Origin of the sequence: Yersinia rohdei ATCC 43380 (genome assembly GCF_000173775.1) — a bacterium.
In the GTDB taxonomy this organism is placed as follows: Bacteria; Pseudomonadota; Gammaproteobacteria; order Enterobacterales; family Enterobacteriaceae; genus Yersinia; species Yersinia rohdei.
Window position 1 is genome coordinate 61,774 of sequence record NZ_ACCD01000003.1, and the last position, 19,740, is coordinate 81,513.

Below are 19,740 nucleotides of genomic sequence, written 5' to 3' on the forward strand. Positions count from 1 at the left end.
AAATTAATTAGGAGTACGCGTGCCACGATACCCTATTCTTTGTTTTTTGTGTGTATTGCTCGCCACACCTATCGCCTATGCTGCCAATGTACGGTTGCAAGTCGAAGGTCTTAGCGGGGATTTAGAGAGAAACGTCAGGGCGCGTTTATCAACAATTGATACTGATGAAGTCAGTGCTGATGGGCGTTTCCGGTCAAGGGTGGATGAAGCTATCCGTCAGGGGCTGCGTGCCTTGGGCTATTATGACCCGACCATCACCTTTGAATTGCAACCGCGCCCGGCACCTGCCCGCTCAATTTTAATCGCCAAGGTGGTGCCAGGCGAACCCGTCTTGATTGCGGGGGTGGATATTGTGCTGCAAGGCGGGGCAAAAACTGATCCCGATTATCTGGCATTGGTTCGTCGGGATACCCCAAAAATCGGCTCCATCCTTAATCATGGCGCTTTTGATGATTTTAAAAGCTCGCTGACCGGGCTGGCATTACGCCGTGGTTATTTTGATGCCAATATGATCAAAAGCCAGTTAGGTGTTGCCGCTGAATTGCGCCAGGCTTTCTGGGATATTGATTTTGACAGCGGGGAACGCTACCGCTTCGGTAAAGTTATCTTTCAGGGGGCACAAATCCGTGAGGATTTCCTGCAAAATTTGGTGCCATTCCACGAAGGGCAGCTGTACTCCGCAGATGATTTAGCCGAACTGAACCGGCGTTTGTCAGCCACTAACTGGTTTAACTCGGTGGTGGTTTCGCCGGATTTCCACGATGCCAAAAAGACCAAAATCTTACCACTGGATGCGGTCGTGACCCCTCGAACAGAAAATACGGTTGAGCTGGGGGGCGGCTACGCCACGGATGTCGGCCCGCGCCTGACGGCCAGTTGGCGTAAGCCCAGGATTAACTCTTACGGGCACAGCCTGACCACCAGCACCACATTGTCGGCCCCCGAGCAGACCCTGGATTTCAGCTATCGCATTCCCCTATTAAAGAATCCGCTTGAGCAGTATTACTTGTTGCAAGGCGGGTTTAGACGCACCGATTTAAATGACACTAAATCAGACACCACGACACTCAATGTTGCTCGATTCTGGGATCTTTCCAGTGGCTGGCAGCGGGCGATAAACCTGCGCTGGAGTCTGGATCACTTTACTCAGGGTAGCGTAACTGACACCACCATGTTGCTGTATCCGGGGGTGAGTATTAACCGCACCCGTCAGCGCGGTGGGGCCATGCCGGTCTGGGGGGATAGCCAACGTTATTCTATTGATGTGTCGGATACTACCTGGGGTTCGGATGTGGATTTTGGTATCTTCCAGGCGCAAAACGTGTGGATTCGTACCCTGGCTGAGAAAAACCGCTTTGTCGTGCGCGGCAATTTGGGCTGGATTGAAACCAATGATTTTGACCGTGTTCCGCCGTCACTGCGCTTCTTTGCGGGCGGTGACCGCAGCATTCGTGGCTATAAATTCCGCGATATTTCCCCGCGCGACAGTGAAGGCAAGTTAACCGGGGCCTCTAAATTGGCCACCGGTTCTCTCGAATATCAATATAACGTTACTGGCCGATGGTGGGGGGCGGTATTCATCGATACTGGTGAAGCTGTAAATGATATTCGTAAGAGTAATTTTAAAACCGGTGCTGGATTTGGTGTGCGCTGGGCATCTCCGGTTGGCCCTATTAAGTTGGATATCGCGCGGCCGATTGGCGATAACGAAGAACATGGCGTGCAATTTTACATCGGTTTGGGGCCTGAACTATGAGGTGGATAAAGAGATTATGTATCGCATTTCTGCTCATTATCCTGCTGCTGTTAGGGGCTCTGGCGGGGTTGCTTGGCACCACCAGCGGTTTGCATTTTGTTATCAACAGTGCCGCCCGTTGGGTGCCGGGGCTGGATATTGCCAGTGTCAGCGGTGGCTGGCGTAACCTCACCTTGCAAGGTATTCAGTATCAAATGCCGGGTGTCACCGTCAAAGCCGGGCAATTTCATTTGTCATTGCAGCTCTCTTGTTTGAAACGCAGTGAATTGTGTATTAATGCGCTGACGGCCCAAGATGTGGATGTGGTGGTGGACACCAAAGCTATGGCCCCCGCAGCCCCGGCACCTGCCAACTCGGAACCTATGGGTGAGTTAAGTACCCCATACCCCATCACCCTGAGAATGTTGTCACTTAATAATGTCAAAGTGACAGTCGATGACACGGCGATTTCACTGGCTGAATTTCGCACCGGTGCACATTGGCAGCAGCGGGCTTTAGATTTGATGCCCACTAAAATCAGTGGGTTACTGATAGCATTGCCCAAAACTGTCCCGGCCATCGTTCCGGATGCGGCGAAGCCGGTAGTCGAAACCGCCATCGCCGCCAAAGAAGCGGTTGAACAATCAGCAGCGGCGCCAGTGGAACCAGAAACTCCGCTCGGCGAGACGTTAAAAGCCATGTTTGCCAAGCCGTTGCTACCCGAGTTGCCCGACTTCCGTTTGCCACTGGATATCCAAATTAATGAGATTTCAGGGCAGCAACTCCGGTTAACCGGTGATACTGATGTGCTGGTCAGCAGTGTCTTGCTGCGCGCTAATATCCAGGAAAACCACATAACACTCGATACGCTGGATATTAAATCGCCACAGGGTGGGTTGTCAGCCCGTGGAGAGGCAAAGTTGGCGGATAAGTGGCCACTGACTATGGTGGTCAACAGTGCGTTGAACATAGAGCCGCTGAAAGGCGAGAAAGTAAAGCTAACTGTCGGTGGCGCGCTGCGCGAGCAACTCAAGGTGGCAATCAATTTATCCGGCCCGGTCACCGCCCAGTTAGAGGCAGAAACAGCACTGGCGCAGGCGGGTTTACCGCTCGCCTTAACCCTGCAAAGTAAGCAACTGCGCTGGCCATTGAGTGGCGAGCCTCAGTTCCAACTTGATAATCTAAGAATGCGGCTTAACGGGCAAGCCACTGATTTTGCACTATCAATTCGGTCTGATTTCAAAGGCACTGACCTGCCGCCGGCAGTATTTACTCTGGATGGCAAAGGGAATGTCGAGCAATTCAATTTGACGCGCTTACGTCTGGCGGCATTGCAAGGTAACACTGACCTGACCGGCGTGGTTGATTGGAGCAAAGCCATCAGTTGGAATTCGGTATTAACGCTATCAGGGATTAATACCGCTAAGCAATGGCCAGAGTGGCCAGCCAAACTGGATGGCAAGATTGTGACTCGCGGCAGTCTCCACGGCGGCAGCTGGCAATTGCAGGTACCGGAGCTGATGCTGGACGGTAATGTAAAACAGAACCGTGTCATCGCGCGTGGGTCATTGACCGGGAATGCTGCGGGTCAGTGGAATATTCCGAGCATCAATCTGGCATTAGGCCGTAATAAGCTGGATGTGAAAGGCAGTCTGGCCGACAACTGGCAGTTAGATGCCAATGTCGATGCGCCGCAGCTTGATGGCGCGTTACCGGGCTTGGGCGGGGTGGTTAAAGGGACGCTGAAGTTACGTGGCAACCTGAAAGCACCGCAATTGCTGGCAGATCTCACCGCTAACCGCCTGCAATGGCAAGAATTGACGATTAATCGAGTCAAGGTCGATGGTGATGTTCGCTCGACTGATCAAATTCAGGGCCAACTGGCCATTAGGGTCGAGCAGCTTAAACAAGCTGATTTGCTTATTAGCCTCCTGACACTGGATGCGCGCGGCAGTGAAAAACAGCATCAGTTGCGCCTAAATATGCAGGGTGAGCCGGTTTCTGGGCAGTTAGCGCTGGAAGGCAGCTTTGACCGGCAGCAGGAGCGCTGGCGCGGTACGCTGAATAATACGCGCTTTGATACTCCAGTTGGTGAATGGCGTGTAAACCGCGCGGTTGCATTGGATTACCAAAATACCCTGCAACGAGTCACTATTGGGCCACATTGTTGGCTGAATCCGAATGCCGAACTCTGTGTTCCGCGCGCCATAGAAGCTGGCCCAAGTGGGCAGGCGACAGTGGTACTCAATCGTTTTGATTTGGCTATGATTAAACCTTTCCTTGGCCCGGATACCACCATGAGCGGTGTGTTCACCGGGCGGGCGGATGTCAGTTGGAAAGCGGGGGGTAAATTGCCGGATGTGAAGGTTTCACTTGCTGGCAATGGGGTGAAAGTGCAGCAGATGGTGCAGGGCAACCCGCTGCCAGTGGCTTTTGAAACCTTAAATCTGAATGGTGGCCTGACCAATGGGCAAGTGCGGGCTGATTGGTTGATTAAGCTGGTCAATAACGGCCAGTTCTCCGGACAGGTGCAAGTGGCTGATCCAGAAGGGCGGCGTAATTTATCCGGTAATATTGCTATCAGTAATTTCTCGCTGGCAATGATTAACCCGATTATGAGTGATGGCGAAAAAGCCTCTGGCCTGTTAAATGCCAATTTGCGTTTAGGGGGGAATGCGAAAAGCCCATTAGTCTTTGGTCGCCTGGCGCTGGACAATGTGGATGTTGATGGCAGTTGGATGCCATTTGATATCACTGAAGGGCGGCTGGTGATGAATTTCGACGGAATGAGCTCGACCCTGGAGGGTTTGATCCGCACATCTCAAGGCCAACTCAATCTTTCTGGCGATGCGGATTGGCGTGATATTAATGCCTGGCGCGCCAGAATTGCGGCTAAAGGGAATAAGTTGCGGATCACCGTGCCGCCGATGGTGCGAATGGATGTGTCACCGGACATCGTCTTTGAAGCCACACCGCAGTTGTTTACCCTTAATGGCTCGGTGGATATTCCTTGGGCGCGTATCACGGTACAAGAAGTGCCAGAAAGTGCCGTTGGTGTCTCGCCTGATGAAGTGATGCTCAATAACGAGCTAAAACCTATCTCGCCACGCAGCGCCAGTATCCCGATTAACAGTAATCTGGTGATTCACATTGGCAATAATGTTCGTCTGAATGCCTTTGGTCTGAAAGCGCGTTTGCAGGGCGATTTGAAAATGGTGCAGGATCAGCGCGGCTTGGGGCTCAATGGGCAAATTAATATTCCGTCCGGTAGCTTCCGTGCTTATGGTCAGGACTTGATAGTCAATAAAGGTGTATTGCTGTTCTCCGGCCCGCCGGATCAACCGCTACTTAATATTGAAGCTATTCGAAATCCAGATGCCACTGCGGATGGTGTGACTGCAGGGGTGCGGGTGACGGGGATGGCTGATTCACCACGGCTGGAAATCTTCTCAGATCCGGCTATGTCCCAGCAGGAAGCATTATCCTACTTGCTGCGAGGTCAAGGATTGGGCAGCTCAGGGGCAGACAGTGGCCTGATGACCTCAATGCTGGTTGGCATGGGGGTGGCGCAAAGCGGCAAACTGGTGGGTAAAATCGGCGAGGCATTTGGTGTCAGTAATCTGGCGCTGGATACTCAAGGGGTTGGTGATAGCTCACAAGTGGTGGTGAGCGGCTATGTCACAAAAGATCTGCAAGTAAAATACGGTGTAGGTATATTTGACTCGCTAGCTACGTTAACATTACGTTATCGGTTGATGCCCAGGTTGTATCTGGAAGCGGTGTCTGGTATTGATCAGGCACTAGATGTGCTTTATCAGTTTGAGTTCTAACAATGCGAATTATTGTCTACGGCAGTTTACGGCGCAAGCAAGGTAATAGTCACTGGATGACGGACGCCCAGATGTTGGGCGAATATGACCTTGAAGGTTATGATATGTACAACTTAGGTCATTATCCGGCAGTTGTCCCCGGAGATGGCACTGTGCATTGCGAAGTTTATCGAATTAACTCATCAATTCTCAATGAGTTAGATGAACTAAAAAGCAATACCAAGGATTACCGGCGTGAGTTGATCCAAACGCCTTATGGCAGCGCATGGATATACCTTTATCGTTTGCCGATTGAAGGGCTACCACGTATTCGCTGTGGTGATTGGTTAAAACGCCATGAAGAAAACGAGAAGCCGTAAAATAATATAGCCATAAAAAAACACCGCGCGGTGGCGGTGTTTTTGCTTCTCGTGCAAAAAGCAGATCTTCAAGAGATGCTTTTTGTCACGCGAGATAAAAAATTACTTTTTCGCGCGCTCGAAAGAGGACACAATCTCGGCTTTAGCCGCAGCTGCATCTTCCCAACCGTCAACTTTCACCCACTTGCCAGTTTCCAGATCTTTGTAATGCTCAAAGAAGTGTTTGATCTGAGCTTTCAGCAGTTCTGGCAGATCCTGCACGTCTTTAACATGATCGTATTCTTTGGTCAGCTTGCTGTGTGGAACCGCAACCAGCTTGGCATCTTCACCCGCTTCGTCGGTCATTTTCAGCACGCCAACTGGGCGGCAACGAATTACTGAACCCGGCTGCAACGGATAGGGAGTTGGCACCAGCACATCAACAGGATCCCCATCTAAAGACAAGGTGTTATTGATGTAGCCGTAGTTGCATGGATAAAACATTGCGGTGGACATGAAACGGTCGACAAACAAAGAACCCGTCTCTTTATCAATTTCATATTTGATAGGGTCTGCATTTGCAGGGATTTCAATCACAACATAAATATCTTCTGGCAGGTCTTTACCTGCGGGTACTTGGTTCAAGCTCATGTCGGTTTCCTTTTATCAAACCAGAAATGGAGTGACGGCTATTATAGCCAAGTCTTATGTGAATTCCTGTCCTTTTCACTGCTTGATGGCGGTGAGATTGCCTGAAAGCAGGCTATTTCATTGAGATAAAATACTGTCATTATTTAAATGTATCTATTTTAAGCTGTTTTTCCGGTACGGGTTCAAGACGACATTTCTACAGCCGATAACATAATTAAACAATAAGACCGTCCGCTGTAATGCTAACGATTTGTAATCTTAACCATTTGCACACAACCGGGACAAACCGATGTTAAAAAAGATTACCATTAAAAATGGGCTTATTGCTCAACTCAGCCTTATGTCATTGATTTTATTAATTGTCAGTGTGATTGGATTTAATTCAATTCAGGAGAGTTCGCGTTCGTTACACATAATAAATCAAATCCAAGGAGAGGAACTGGGGTCGCTCTCAAATAGCTTTAATGCCACATTGAGCGCCAGAACTGAGGCCGCGCTGGCAATCCATCAATTAGAAATAGGTTTGATTGATGAGTCCCTGCAAACTGCAAAGCAGGCTGAGGCTATGCTGGCATTATCGCAAACAGAAATGGCACATTTTGTCAGTGCTGTATCTGAACAGGGAGAGGGTCAGGAGCTGGCCGATAATATCCAAAAAAGTTATAAAAATTATGTTGATAAGGGCGTAATTCCTATGCTGGCAGCCATTAAGGCTGGGTATGCAGATGAATATTACGAGGTGCTGGAAAAAAGCATAACCGATATCAGCACCGCTTTTAATAATGATGTCGCGGCGTTTCGCAGTTATGCACTGAATGCGGGTCAGCTGAAAATTGCAGAGGCCAACAGTGCCGCCAAAATCAAATTGGCAATTATTGTGATTGCAGGGGTTATCACCTTACTTTCTGCGGTATTAGCCTGGTTTGCGCTTAAATACATTATCTTGCAGCCGCTTGAAGAATCCATTCATCAACTTGAATATATCGCTGATGGTGATTTAACTCACAATATCAATAGTGAGGGAAATACGGAATTGGCTCGGCTGGCAAAAGCATTGCAAACCATGCAGCAATCACTGGTGGTATCCGTCAGTAATGTGCGAGATGTCGGTGGGCAAATTGGGGTCGGTTCGCGGGAGTTGGCGGCAGGAAACCATCATTTAGCTGCACGTACCGAAGAATCGGCATCTTCATTGGAGCAGACTGCGGCCAGTATGGAACAGTTAACCGCGACAGTAAAAATGAATGCCGAAAATTCGGATCAGGCAAATCGTCTGGCGATGAGTGTTTCGGACATCGCCAACAAAGGAAGTAAGGCCGTCAGTCATGTGGTCGATAAGATGCAGGCCATCACCACCAGTTCACGGCGTATTTCTGACATTATTGCAGTGATTGACGGCATTGCGTTTCAGACAAATATTCTGGCACTTAATGCTGCGGTTGAAGCCGCCAGAGCCGGTGAACAGGGGCGTGGGTTTGCTGTGGTCGCCGGTGAAGTCCGCAATCTGGCACAGCGCAGTGCGCAGTCAGCAAAAGAAATCAAAGATTTGATTGTGGAATCACAGCTTAGGGTGCGAGAAGGCGCGGATATGGCTGAATCCGCAGGGAAAACCATGAATGAAATTGCCAGTGAAGTGAGTCATGTCACCGCTTTAATGCGCGAGATATCAGCTGCGACTTATGAGCAAAGTAGTGGAATCGAGCAAGTGAATGTGGCGATTGCTCAAATGGATCAGGTTGCTCAGCAGAATGCGGCATTGGTTGAACAGGCCGCAGCCGCGACACATTCATTAGAGGAACAAGCCGATGCCCTGTCTGCCAGTGTGGCGGTGTTCAAATTGCAAGGGGATAAACTGGCCGGGTTAGCATAATAGAAACAGTGGGTTAGCAGCCGGTTCTGTTTGCTGACAAAGCATTTATGGTGAGAGAAAAGTATCTGCTACTAGAGAAAAGTGGGTATAGCGGAGAAAACAGGCAGAGAGTAAAGGCGCTGTAAATAGGTATTGCCAGCTCGTTCCGCGCCATTCCAGGCGCGGACACTTTACTCTTTATTGGTAGTTACTTAGCGGCGTCATCCGGGAATTGGGCAATAAAGTCTTCTGCTTTCTCAACCATAGATTTTGTCCCGACGAAGAAAGGTGCGCGCTGATGCAGTTTCTCCGGCACAATCTCCAGAATGCGGTTAACCCCATCCGTTGCTTTCCCACCTGCTTGTTCTGCCAGGAAGGCCATTGGGTTGCATTCGTACAGCAAACGCAGTTTCCCTTGTGGATGGCTAGCAGTACTTGGATAAATATAAATACCGCCTTTCAACAGGTTGCGGTGGAAATCGGCAACCAGTGAACCAATATAGCGCGAGGTATAGGGGCGCTTGGTGGCTTCATCTTGCTCTTGGCAATACTTGATGTATTTCTTCACACCCAGTGGGAATTTAATGTAGTTCCCTTCGTTGATGGAATACATGCAACCGGTTGCGGGATAGCGAACCTTTTCATGGGATAAACAGAAAACACCCAGGGAGGGATCGTAGGTGAAAGCATGGACACCAAAACCTGTGGTATACACCAGCATGGTTGACGAGCCGTAAACTACATAACCTGCTGCAACTTGTTTGGTGCCCGGTTGCAGGAAGTCAGCTTCGGTAATTGGGGTGCCAAATGGAGTAATACGACGATAGATAGAGAAAATAGTCCCAACGGACACATTCACGTCAATATTTGAAGAACCGTCCAGCGGATCCATCAAAACTACATACTTAGCATTTTCTGCACGCCCACCATCAAAGATAACAATGTCATCTTCTTCTTCAGAGGCGATACCCGCAACTTCACCGCGTGCTTTTAGGGCCGCTTTCAATTTTTCATTGGCGAACAAGTCCAGTTTCATCTGGTCTTCGCCCTGAATATTAGAAACACCGCTAGCACCTAAAATATCAACCAGGCCGGCTTTATTGATATCGCGATGAATGATTTTTGCGCCGAGCTTGATTGCTGAAAGTAATGCAGTTAATTCGCCGGTAGCGTGAGAGAAATCTAGTTGTTTCTCGACGATGAATTCGCCTAACGTTTTCATGACACAATCCCTGAATCTACGGTTAAATATCGAGTTAATAGGACACAAAATACTTTATGCTCGCAGTGTAGCCCAAAGCCGAGAATGATTCATAGGCAATTCCATTTCTTCTCTTTGATTCTGAGCGGTAGAATGGTTACAAACTCGAAGCTTATTAATACGGAAAATTTATGCGCATTCATATATTAGGTATCTGCGGCACCTTTATGGGCGGCCTTGCGATGCTTGCCCGCTCATTAGGTCATGAAGTGACAGGTTCGGATGCTAATGTGTATCCACCGATGAGCACGTTGTTGGAGAATCAAGGGATCGACTTGATCCAGGGATATGATCCCGCGCAACTCAATCCGGCACCGGACTTGGTCATTATTGGTAACGCCATGACCCGTGGTAATCCATGCGTTGAAGCCGTATTAGAACAAGGAATCCCTTACGTTTCCGGCCCGCAATGGTTGCATGACCATGTGTTGCCAGAGCGCTGGGTACTGGCGGTTGCCGGCACCCACGGTAAAACAACCACTGCTGGAATGGTTGCCTGGATATTAGAAGCTTGCGGTTATGAACCCGGTTTTGTGATTGGTGGCGTGCCGGGGAACTTTAATGTTTCTGCCCGTTTAGGTAATAGCCCTTTCTTTGTGATTGAAGCTGATGAATATGATTGCGCCTTCTTTGATAAGCGCTCTAAATTTGTTCACTACAGCCCAAGAACATTGATCATGAATAATCTTGAGTTTGATCATGCAGATATCTTTGACGATCTTAAGGCTATCCAGAAGCAATTCCACCATCTCGTGCGCATTGTCCCAGGGAAAGGCAAAATCATTGTTCCGGATAATGACAATCATCTTAAGCAAGTGATGGCGATGGGGTGCTGGAGTGAGCAGGAGTTGGTGGGTGAAACGGGCAGCTGGCTGGCGCGCAAAGTGTCAACCGATGCCAGTGTCTTTGAAGTGCTGCTCGATAATGAATTAGTCGGCGAGGTGAGTTGGTCACTGGTGGGCGAACATAACATGCATAATGGCTTAATGGCCATTGCGGCTGCCCGCCATGTCGGTGTTTTACCCGCTGATGCTTGCCGGGTGCTGGGTGATTTTATCAATGCCCGTCGCCGGTTGGAATTACGTGGCGAAGCCCATGGTGTCACGGTTTATGATGATTTTGCTCATCATCCCACCGCGATTCTGGCCACATTGGCCGCGCTGCGCAGTAAAGTTGGTGGAACTGCCCGAATTTTAGCGGTGCTGGAACCCCGCTCTAACACGATGAAGTTAGGGATGTGTAAGAATGAATTGGCACCTTCACTGGGTCGCGCAGACGAAGTCTTTTTATTCCAGCCGCAGCATATTCCTTGGCAAGTCGTCGAAGTAGCTGAAGCCTGTATTCAGCCAGCACATTGGAGTGCTGATATTGATACGCTAGTAGATATGGTTGTGAAAACGGCTCAACCAAGCGACCACATTCTGGTGATGAGTAACGGCGGTTTTGGTGGTATTCATGACAAGCTTTTAGCTGCTCTAAGTAAAAAAGCTGAAAAAGAAGCGGAATCTCAGGACTGAGTGGCATAAAAAAAGCCCCCGCAGAGCGGGGGAAAAGGTTCGTCGGATAGACGACGAGGGATTATTTTGTTGTGGTACTGACGTAAGTCAGCAATTCAATCAATACTCTATTCAATATGCTGAAAATTAATGTTTTAACTAATTAGTGTTTTAACGAACTAATATTTCAACCGATTGGATAAACCATCGAGCTGGAAAGCATGCCCCTGTGAGTGGGGCATCGGCTTTCAGGTTATCGCTTTATCTTATTTGTAAATCTGCGCAGTAGCGTACCAGCCGTTATTATCATTTATACCAATGATTTTATAAGCGGTTGCGCCTTTACTTTCTGCTTTATTGGCAATTGCCTGTTCAATATCTGAAGGAGAGCCCGTGATCCGGCTAACACTAACAGTCCCCAAATCAGTCATTTTGCTTGCTTGAGCTGCATCAACTGATTCGGCTGCTGATGCACCGAAAGCAACAACAGAAAGTAAACTAAGCGCTGTCAGAGTCGTTTTGATTTTCATGATTTTTCCTCAATAATATTCAACAAGCCAAAAGCGCTTCTTATGGATTCTTGCGCTTTTATTTTGTTGTTTTTACAGTTTATTTGATTTTAAATTCGATTTTTTATGCAGTTATAATGGACTGCGGCCACTCAGAACTTACTGATAAATTTTAGCGGTGGCGTGCCAGTTATTGTCTGCACGAGCTTCAATCACTTTGTAAGCTTTAGCACCCATAGCATCAGCTTTATCAGACAGTGCCTGACGAATATCAGAAGGTGCGCCATTCAGGCCACTGACGGTAATTGTGCCCATTGGCTGTAAGCTGGCTGCTTGATTTTCGTTAATGGAATCAGCTGCAAAAACACCAAATGACAGTGCAGATAGGATGCTCATAGTCGCGATAGTAGTTTTAACGTTCATGTTACTCCCTCTATTTATTATTTTATCACTTCGAAAGAAGTGTGACTCACATCACGGAAATGAGTATACATCTAGTAACTTAAAATATTAATAGCTGACTAATAATATTTAATGTCACTTTATCGGGGGTTACTACTTTTTAAGAACCAAAAGGAATAAAAAAAGATTAAAAAATAGTCAGTTTGAGTGAAAATGTAATGTTTTCAAATTGATAAGTTTTTTTAACTAAAAGTGCGAAATACCATGGTGTCTTTGACCAATGGCTAAATAAAAGCAGTGTTATCAGGAGGTTTTTAAAATAAAAAGCAGTGGTATGCCCTATTTATTGTGGGGCAGGGCGAAAGGATATTTGCGGGGGATTCAAAAAAGAATGCGGCACTGATATGACCGCATCTTATAGGTATCAGACATTAAAACCTGGGATTAAAGCTCTTGTTCAAATAGCCCGAGAATTGCCTCGTGCAGCTGTTTAACCGTAAAACCTCTCGCCGGGGTAGTGAAAATCGTATCATCACCGGCAATGCTTCCAAGAATACCTTCTGCTTTACCTAATGAGTCCAGCAGTCGAGCAATAAGCTGGGCCGCTCCTGGGCTGGTATTAATTACGACGACTGAATCATTATAATCGACATCTAATACCAGATTTTTCAGCGGGCTACTGGTCGTTGGCACACCCAGTTCTGCAGGTAAGCAATACACCATCTCCATTTTTGCATTGCGCGTTCTGACTGCACCAAACTTGGTCAACATACGCGAAACTTTGGATTGGTTAATATTTTCAAAGCCTTCTTCCTGCAAGGCCAAAACGATCTCACCTTGAGAACTGAATTTCTCTTCTTTCAATAACGCTTTAAACGCCTTGATAAGATCTTCTTGTTTTGCGGGATTACGCATATTTATGACCTGAGCAGTAAAGAGTGAATAAGATTATTATGCATATAAATGAATTTTTATTCAACATGACTGTGAGGGATTGGCGATGAAAGCACTGATATCAAGGATCGATAGAATTTTAACATTACCAGACTGTTACGATTATGCTAAATCAACCTTTATTGGCACCCGGCTGTAAGTAACGAAAATGTTATTAAAATGATGTTGTTCTGATGTGATGGAAGGGTGTAATGTAACCGCCGATTAACCTGTCGTGAATACGCCAGGAAATTTTAGAATAATGTGCGCTATATCATTAATGAATAAGCGATTTACTCTAAAATAGATGCGCATTATGCGCCTTTTTGATGCGTGATATCTCAATCTGACTGTTAATAGATTGTGTTTAAAATCGCAATAAATTAAGGTGCGTAAATAGATGAATTCACGGCAAATTTAAATTAAATATAATAAGGAGTATAGGATGAAAGTTGCAGTTCTCGGTGCTGCTGGTGGTATCGGCCAGGCCCTCGCTCTTCTACTCAAGACCCAGCTTCCTTCAGGTTCAGACCTCTCATTATATGATATCGCGCCAGTGACTCCAGGTGTCGCGGTTGACCTGAGCCATATCCCGACTGCTGTTAATATTAAAGGCTTTAGCGGCGAAGATGCTACTCCAGCCCTGCAAGGAGCAGATATTGTTCTGATTTCTGCCGGTGTTGCACGTAAGCCAGGTATGGATCGTTCAGACCTGTTTAATGTTAATGCGGGTATTGTTCGTAATTTAGTTGAGCAAATCGCGCGTACTTGCCCGAAAGCATTAATCGGTATCATCACTAACCCAGTTAATACGACTGTTGCTATCGCGGCAGAAGTGCTGAAAAAAGCCGGTGTGTACGATAAAAACAAATTATTTGGTATTACTACACTGGATACCATTCGCTCTAATACCTTCGTTGCTGAATTAAAAGGCAAGCAGCCACAGGATATCGAAGTACCGGTAATTGGTGGCCACTCTGGCGTAACCATCCTGCCATTGCTTTCACAGATTCCAGGTATCAGCTTTACCGAGCAAGAAGTTGCTGATCTGACTAAGCGTATTCAGAATGCCGGGACTGAAGTTGTTGAAGCGAAAGCCGGTGGCGGCTCAGCAACTCTGTCTATGGGGCAGGCAGCAGCGCGCTTTGGCCTTTCTTTGGTTCGTGCTCTGCAAGGCGAAAGCAATGTTGTTGAGTGCTCTTATGTTGAAGGTGATGGCAAATATGCCCGTTTCTTTGCTCAACCTATTCTGTTGGGTAAAGAGGGTGTTGCTGAGCGTAAAGACATTGGCAAATTGAGTGCTTTTGAACAAAAAGCGCTGGAAAGCATGCTTGATGTACTGCACAAAGATATTGAGTTGGGTGAAGAGTTCGTCAAATAACTCATATACCCTGGTTGATTGATGTTGCAGTAACCTGAATCACTGTCTTAAGGTAGTGATTCAGGTGTTGTAGCGCTATGACTACTTGGTTTATACCTGTAAACCAAGTTATTGGCCGCCATCGCTTGCCTAACTCATTGATTATTCTCAACGTATTGGGCTCACTTGGCTACTGCCTACCTGTAACTCAACATCTTTAGGTATCCAACAGATAGACAGCCATTACAGAATGCTAAAGTGCTTTCTGAAATGACATCATTAACCGCCGACGTTATTCATCGGCGGTTTTTTTATGCCGAAACAATGGCCTGCCGTATCCTTACTTTTCGGTCAAGAAGAGCTCCTGTTTTTGCATCAAAATAGCGTGTCGGCCAAATTTCGGCAGGATGAATGTCCAGACACTCCGCAATCAACCACTCCCCTTTGGGCCAAGGGCGCGTTAACGCATTAGCAAGTGTGGACGAGCTTAGCCCCGATTTTCGAGAGAGCGCCGCCAGTGTGGTGTCTTTCTTACGTAGTGCAGCAATGATGTCGGCTGGATGCCAATCAGATTTCCTTAAAATCATCTTTAATCCTTTTTTTTCTAAGCAGCTGACGTGTTAGTGATATAAATAACGGTACACTGTTAGTCTTACGGTGAATATAAAGTAATCATTTAGAACTATAGTAGCATTTATTTTTCTGAAAAATTTTAAATGTTTTCTAAATATTCCTTTTTTGTGTCACAACGCATATTAGGAAGCAACACCATGAAAAAAGAGTGGTTTGCCGCTAAGGAGTTGGCAGGTCTTGATGGGTTACCGTCATCACCACAAGGAGTCAACCTCATGGCAAAACGTGAGGGATGGGAACAGCGTCGGCGGCGTGGTGTTCAGGGAAAGGCAGTTGAATATCATATTGAGAGCTTGCCTGCTACCATACTGAATTCATTGCATTTAAGAGAGGAGCCCGCAAAATATACGCCGACACGACAAGACCCGTTAGCCCTATGGGTAGAGGCGTATTATCGTTTTACCGAGGCTGAGCGGGAGCAAGTGATTGCTTTTATTTTTCGTGAGGGCGCGAAAAGCCTGATAGAGCGACTGACCACGGATAAAGCCGAGTAACTGTTGGCTAGTCACGCATTCCTGGGGATTTATGTGAGCAGGGCGTGTAAAGAGAAAAGTCTTTCTATATGAAGTGGTTGTGAGTGAGTGAGACTGTTTGTTGCTCCCAGAAGGAAAACTCAGGCAATTATGCCGGAGTTTCCTAATGGTTTCTTAAAATACGCGTTGTACAGCAATATGTGCAAGTCCTTCCAGAGCCTGGCGATAATTGCTTTCAGGTAAAATCTGTAAGGAAGCAATCGCTTTATCGGCTTCTGCCTCAGCACGTTGGCGGGTGTAATCCAGAGATTTACACTGTTGCATTGCAAAGAGTACAGGTTCGAGTAAATGGCGACCATTGCCCTGTTCAATAGCTTGCCGGATCATGGCCGCCTGCTCAGGTGTCCCGTTACGCATTGCATGCAGTAATGGAAGCGTTGGCTTACCTTCGTTCAGGTCATCACCGGTATTTTTACCTAAGGTGACGCCATCGGAACTGTAATCCAGCAGGTCATCAATTAGCTGGAAAGCGGTGCCCAGATAACGACCATAATTCTGCAATGCAACTTCCTGTTCTTCACTGGCATTTGCCAGTACGGCAGCGGACTGTGACGCGGCCTCAAACAAGCGAGCTGTTTTGCTATAGATAACCTGCATATAGTTTTCTTCAGTAATGTCAGGATTATTGCAGTTCATTAACTGCAAAACTTCCCCTTCAGCAATCACGTTGGTTGCATCTGACATCAATGTTAGAACACGCAATGATTCAAGACTTGTCATCATTTGGAATGAGCGCGTATAGATATAGTCGCCCACCAATACGCTGGCAGCATTGCCAAATGCAGCATTGGCAGTGGCTTTACCCCGGCGCATATCTGATTCGTCGACAACGTCATCATGCAGCAGAGTCGCTGTATGGATAAATTCAATCAATGCTGCGACTGTTATATGTTTGTTGCCTTGATAGTTCAGCGCTCGGGCCACTAAAATAGCAATCATTGGACGGATGCGTTTGCCGCCGCCACTGATAATGTAATGGCCCAATTGATTGATAAGGACAACATCAGAGTTCAACTGGTCGAGAATTGTTGTGTTTACTGCCGCCATATCCGGCGCGGTTAACTCTATAATCTTTTCTAGGTTCATTGTTATATTCAGCTGTTTTTCTCTTTAACTGCGATGAGATTACCGCCCACATTATTACATGACGTTCCCTGAGACTATGATTGTACTTGAAAAATCCATCAAATAAACGAGATGAAAGAAACTGTGCTTTTTTTCTTCTCTCGTACTGATTATATACTTGTCATTCACTACATTTTTGCGTAGAATTCGCGCCCTATTGTGAATATTTATAGTGCGCTCTGGACTACAAAAGTGGAGTGCACGGAAAGCGGAGTTTTATATGTACGCGGTTTTCCAAAGTGGTGGTAAACAACACCGAGTCAGCGAAGGTCAAACCATTCGCCTGGAAAAGCTGGACATCGCAACTGGTGAGACTGTTGAGTTTGACCAAGTTCTGATGATTGCTAACGGTGAAGAAATTAGTATCGGCGCTCCTTTAGTCGATGGTGGCAAGATCAAGGCTGAAGTAATAGCTCACGGTCGCGGCGAGAAGATTAAGATTGTTAAATTCCGTCGTCGTAAGCATTACCGTAAACAGCAAGGTCATCGTCAGTGGTTCACTGATGTTAAAATCACCGGCATCAGCGCTTAAGATTTAGGAGAGCGGACAAATGGCACATAAAAAGGCTGGTGGCTCGACCCGTAACGGTCGTGACTCCGAAAGTAAACGTCTTGGCGTAAAACGTTTTGGCGGCGAAGCAGTACTGGCAGGCAGCATCATCGTTCGTCAGCGTGGCACTAAGTTCCATGCAGGCATCAACGTAGGTTGCGGCAAAGACCATACTCTGTTTGCTTTGGCTGACGGTAAAGTCAAGTTCGAAGTTAAAGGCCCGAAAAACCGTAAATTTATCAGCATCGAAGCTGAATAAGTTTTTCGCGTCCTGTAAATAGATGTAAGCCCTGCAATTTCGTTGCGGGGCTTTTTACATTTCTGGGTTATAACCCTGAGTAAAAAATGGATACGAAGCAGCAGGCTGGCTTAGGTATTTTTTTGGCACTGACCACTGCCGTATTCTGGGGTGCTTTGCCGATAGCAATGAAGCAAGTGCTTGAGGTTATGGAGCCTTATACCATTGTCTGGTATCGCTTTATGATGGCGACTATCGGCTTGGGGATTATTCTGGCCTCGCGGCGCCAGTTGCCTTCTCTTAAACTTTTTCGCCAACGTCGCTGGCTGATATTACTGATAGTAGCGACCTGTGGCTTGCTGGGGAATTTCATCTTCTTCAGCTCATCATTACAATATCTAAGTCCGACGACATCTCAGGTTATCGGGCAACTTTCACCGGTTGGGATGATGGTTGCCAGTGTACTGATTTTAAAAGAGCGGATGCGCATCACCCAAGTTATTGGGGCGGGTATGCTGATTTGTGGCCTGCTGTTATTTTTTAACACCAGTTTGCATGAAATCTTTACTCGTCTGACTGACTACACGCTTGGCGTGGCATTAGGTGTCTGTGCAGCAGTTGTCTGGGTCAGTTATGGTGTCGCCCAGAAGGTGCTATTAAGGCGTATGGCATCGCAACAAATCTTATTATTGTTGTACACTTTATGTGCAATAACATTATTCCCACTAGCGAAACCAGCCGTTATTTTTCAGCTAAATGGGTGGCAATTTGCCTGTTTACTGTTTTGTGGGGTTAACACCCTGGTTGGCTACGGTGCTTTGGCTGAAGCCATGGCGCGCTGGCAGGCAGCGCAGGTAAGCGCGCTCGTCACATTGACGCCGCTGTTTACCTTGTTTTTTTCAATTTTATTGGCGCTGGCCTGGCCAGATATGTTCGCCGCACCATCTCTCAACTTTGTGGGATACGTAGGCGCATTCGTGGTGGTGGCAGGTGCAATGTTTTCCGCAATTGGGCACCGTTGGTGGCCACGTCGGACAGAAATAAACTTGGTTGCTGTGAAAAAACAGCAGCCTGGTGAATGATTTACGGAGAAAGTAAATGAAGTTTGTAGATGAAGCTACGATTCTGGTTGTAGCCGGTGACGGTGGGAATGGTTGTGTGAGTTTCCGTCGCGAAAAATATATTCCTAATGGTGGCCCTGACGGTGGTGATGGCGGCGATGGCGGTGATATTTACCTGCTGGCTGATGAGAACCTCAACACGCTAATCGACTATCGGTTTGTGAAATCTTTCCGCGCAGAACGTGGGCAGAATGGTCAGAGCCGTGACTGTACCGGTAAGCGCGGTAAAGATATCACCATTAAAGTCCCGGTCGGCACACGAATTCTTGATCAAGGTACTGGCGAGATTTTAGGCGATATGACTCGTCATGGTCAGCGCTTGATGGTCGCTAAAGGCGGTTTCCACGGTTTAGGTAACACCCGTTTTAAATCCTCGGTTAACCGCGCTCCTCGCCAAAAGACGATGGGCACAGAAGGCGAGACTCGCGAGCTGGCGTTAGAGCTGCTGTTGCTGGCAGACGTTGGGATGTTGGGCTTACCGAATGCCGGTAAATCCACCTTTATCCGTGCTGTTTCTGCGGCTAAACCGAAAGTGGCTGATTATCCATTTACGACCCTGATCCCAAGCTTGGGTGTGGTACGTATGGATCACGAGCAGAGCTTTGTGGTCGCTGATATTCCTGGTTTGATTGAAGGTGCTTCAGACGGCGCTGGCTTGGGTATTCGCTTCCTGAAACATCTGGAACGTTGCCGCGTATTGTTGCATTTAGTGGATTTGGCACCGATTGATGAATCTGATCCGGTCGAAAATGCCAAAATCATTATTAATGAGTTGCAGCAGTACAGCGAGAATCTTGCTGAGAAGCCACGCTGGCTTGTTTTCAATAAGATTGACCTGGTAGACCCAGAAGAAGCTGAAGCACGTGCTAAGGCCATTGTGGACGCTCTGGGATGGGAAGGTAAGTATTATATGATCTCGGCTGCAAATCGTGAAAACGTGAATGCATTATGCTGGGATGTAATGAACTTCCTTAATACGCAACCCAAAGCGATGGCTATTGTCGAAAGCGCACCAGAAAAAGTTGAATTCATGTGGGATGATTATCACCGTGAACAACTGGCTGAAGTGGAAGCAGAAGCTGAAGAAGATGATGACGACGATTGGGATGAAGAAGACGATGACGGTATCGAGTTTATCTACGAACGTTAAGTCTTAGCGCGGTTATTCATCGCTAA

18 protein-coding genes are annotated in these 19,740 nt (G+C 47.2%); 11 read left to right on the forward strand and 7 right to left on the reverse strand.

Annotated features, from left to right (window positions below):
* Nucleotides 1–19 precede the first annotated feature (19 nt).
* Genes tamA through YROHD0001_RS13570 form a run of 3 tightly spaced genes read left to right on the forward strand, consistent with a single transcriptional unit; the run spans nucleotide 20 to nucleotide 5,924 of the window.
* Nucleotides 20–1,756 (forward strand): autotransporter assembly complex protein TamA, encoded by a 1,737-nt coding sequence (gene tamA / locus YROHD0001_RS13580; protein WP_032816235.1) that lies wholly within the window; start codon nucleotides 20–22, stop codon nucleotides 1,754–1,756.
* Nucleotides 1,753–5,565, forward strand: coding sequence for an autotransporter assembly complex protein TamB (gene tamB / locus YROHD0001_RS13575; protein WP_032816236.1), 3,813 nt, complete (start codon nucleotides 1,753–1,755; stop codon nucleotides 5,563–5,565). Before tamA ends, tamB begins: the two co-directional genes overlap by 4 nt.
* Before the next feature lie 2 nt (nucleotides 5,566–5,567).
* Entirely contained in the window at nucleotides 5,568–5,924 is a 357-nt protein-coding gene (locus YROHD0001_RS13570) for a gamma-glutamylcyclotransferase family protein (protein WP_004713684.1), read from the forward strand.
* Nucleotides 5,925–6,026: 102 nt separating this feature from the next.
* Here YROHD0001_RS13570 and ppa read toward each other — a convergent pair whose 3' ends face one another.
* Complete coding sequence (gene ppa / locus YROHD0001_RS13565; RefSeq protein WP_004713685.1) at nucleotides 6,027–6,554, reverse strand: inorganic diphosphatase; 528 nt, start codon at nucleotides 6,552–6,554, stop codon at nucleotides 6,027–6,029.
* Nucleotides 6,555–6,843: 289 nt separating this feature from the next.
* On the opposite strand from ppa, the gene YROHD0001_RS13560 reads away from it, so the two are divergent.
* Nucleotides 6,844–8,424, forward strand: coding sequence for a methyl-accepting chemotaxis protein (locus YROHD0001_RS13560; protein ID WP_004713686.1), 1,581 nt, complete (start codon nucleotides 6,844–6,846; stop codon nucleotides 8,422–8,424).
* A gap of 187 nt (nucleotides 8,425–8,611) precedes the next feature.
* On the opposite strand, the gene fbp is transcribed toward YROHD0001_RS13560, so the two are convergent.
* A complete protein-coding gene (fbp, locus tag YROHD0001_RS13555; RefSeq protein ID WP_004713687.1) occupies nucleotides 8,612–9,625 on the reverse strand; it encodes a class 1 fructose-bisphosphatase in 1,014 nt (337 codons plus the stop codon).
* 170 nt (nucleotides 9,626–9,795) lie between these two features.
* On the opposite strand from fbp, the gene mpl reads away from it, so the two are divergent.
* Nucleotides 9,796–11,181 (forward strand): UDP-N-acetylmuramate:L-alanyl-gamma-D-glutamyl-meso-diaminopimelate ligase, encoded by a 1,386-nt coding sequence (gene mpl, locus YROHD0001_RS13550; RefSeq protein ID WP_004713688.1) that lies wholly within the window; start codon nucleotides 9,796–9,798, stop codon nucleotides 11,179–11,181.
* A 245-nt stretch (nucleotides 11,182–11,426) separates the two neighbouring features.
* Here the strand turns inward: mpl and YROHD0001_RS13545 are convergent, their stop codons facing one another.
* The 3 genes from YROHD0001_RS13545 to argR all read right to left on the reverse strand — a co-directional run bounded on the left by YROHD0001_RS13545 (nucleotide 11,427) and on the right by argR (nucleotide 12,986).
* The gene (locus YROHD0001_RS13545) at nucleotides 11,427–11,690 is read right to left on the reverse strand and encodes a YdgH/BhsA/McbA-like domain containing protein (RefSeq protein WP_004713689.1); all 264 of its coding nucleotides are present in this window, start codon (nucleotides 11,688–11,690) and stop codon (nucleotides 11,427–11,429) included.
* Between the two features lie 138 nt (nucleotides 11,691–11,828).
* Complete coding sequence (yhcN, locus tag YROHD0001_RS13540; protein ID WP_032816237.1) at nucleotides 11,829–12,092, reverse strand: peroxide/acid stress response protein YhcN; 264 nt, start codon at nucleotides 12,090–12,092, stop codon at nucleotides 11,829–11,831.
* A gap of 423 nt (nucleotides 12,093–12,515) precedes the next feature.
* Nucleotides 12,516–12,986: a transcriptional regulator ArgR gene (gene argR / locus YROHD0001_RS13535; protein ID WP_004707043.1), complete on the reverse strand. Its 471-nt coding sequence runs from the start codon at nucleotides 12,984–12,986 to the stop codon at nucleotides 12,516–12,518.
* A gap of 463 nt (nucleotides 12,987–13,449) precedes the next feature.
* Between argR and mdh the strand changes: the two genes are divergently transcribed.
* On the forward strand, nucleotides 13,450–14,385 hold the full coding sequence (gene mdh, locus YROHD0001_RS13530; protein ID WP_004713691.1) for a malate dehydrogenase: 936 nt from the start codon (nucleotides 13,450–13,452) through the stop codon (nucleotides 14,383–14,385).
* A 290-nt stretch (nucleotides 14,386–14,675) separates the two neighbouring features.
* Here the strand turns inward: mdh and YROHD0001_RS13525 are convergent, their stop codons facing one another.
* On the reverse strand, nucleotides 14,676–14,951 hold the full coding sequence (locus tag YROHD0001_RS13525) for a helix-turn-helix domain-containing protein (RefSeq protein ID WP_004713692.1): 276 nt from the start codon (nucleotides 14,949–14,951) through the stop codon (nucleotides 14,676–14,678).
* Nucleotides 14,952–15,134: 183 nt separating this feature from the next.
* Between YROHD0001_RS13525 and YROHD0001_RS13520 the strand changes: the two genes are divergently transcribed.
* The gene (locus YROHD0001_RS13520) at nucleotides 15,135–15,491 is read left to right on the forward strand and encodes a DNA-binding protein (RefSeq protein ID WP_004713693.1); all 357 of its coding nucleotides are present in this window, start codon (nucleotides 15,135–15,137) and stop codon (nucleotides 15,489–15,491) included.
* 153 nt (nucleotides 15,492–15,644) lie between these two features.
* Here the strand turns inward: YROHD0001_RS13520 and ispB are convergent, their stop codons facing one another.
* A complete protein-coding gene (gene ispB / locus YROHD0001_RS13515; RefSeq protein ID WP_004713694.1) occupies nucleotides 15,645–16,616 on the reverse strand; it encodes an octaprenyl diphosphate synthase in 972 nt (323 codons plus the stop codon).
* Nucleotides 16,617–16,875: 259 nt separating this feature from the next.
* On the opposite strand from ispB, the gene rplU reads away from it, so the two are divergent.
* The 4 genes from rplU to cgtA all read left to right on the forward strand — a co-directional run bounded on the left by rplU (nucleotide 16,876) and on the right by cgtA (nucleotide 19,714).
* Nucleotides 16,876–17,187 (forward strand): 50S ribosomal protein L21, encoded by a 312-nt coding sequence (gene rplU / locus YROHD0001_RS13510; protein ID WP_004713695.1) that lies wholly within the window; start codon nucleotides 16,876–16,878, stop codon nucleotides 17,185–17,187.
* Between the two features lie 19 nt (nucleotides 17,188–17,206).
* Nucleotides 17,207–17,464 carry a 50S ribosomal protein L27 gene (gene rpmA, locus YROHD0001_RS13505; protein WP_002210179.1) on the forward strand — a complete coding sequence of 86 codons (258 nt, stop codon included), beginning with the start codon at nucleotides 17,207–17,209 and terminating at the stop codon, nucleotides 17,462–17,464.
* Nucleotides 17,465–17,550: 86 nt separating this feature from the next.
* Entirely contained in the window at nucleotides 17,551–18,525 is a 975-nt protein-coding gene (locus YROHD0001_RS13500; protein ID WP_004713696.1) for a DMT family transporter, read from the forward strand.
* A gap of 16 nt (nucleotides 18,526–18,541) precedes the next feature.
* Nucleotides 18,542–19,714, forward strand: coding sequence for an Obg family GTPase CgtA (gene cgtA, locus YROHD0001_RS13495; protein ID WP_032816241.1), 1,173 nt, complete (start codon nucleotides 18,542–18,544; stop codon nucleotides 19,712–19,714).
* Nucleotides 19,715–19,740 lie beyond the last annotated feature (26 nt).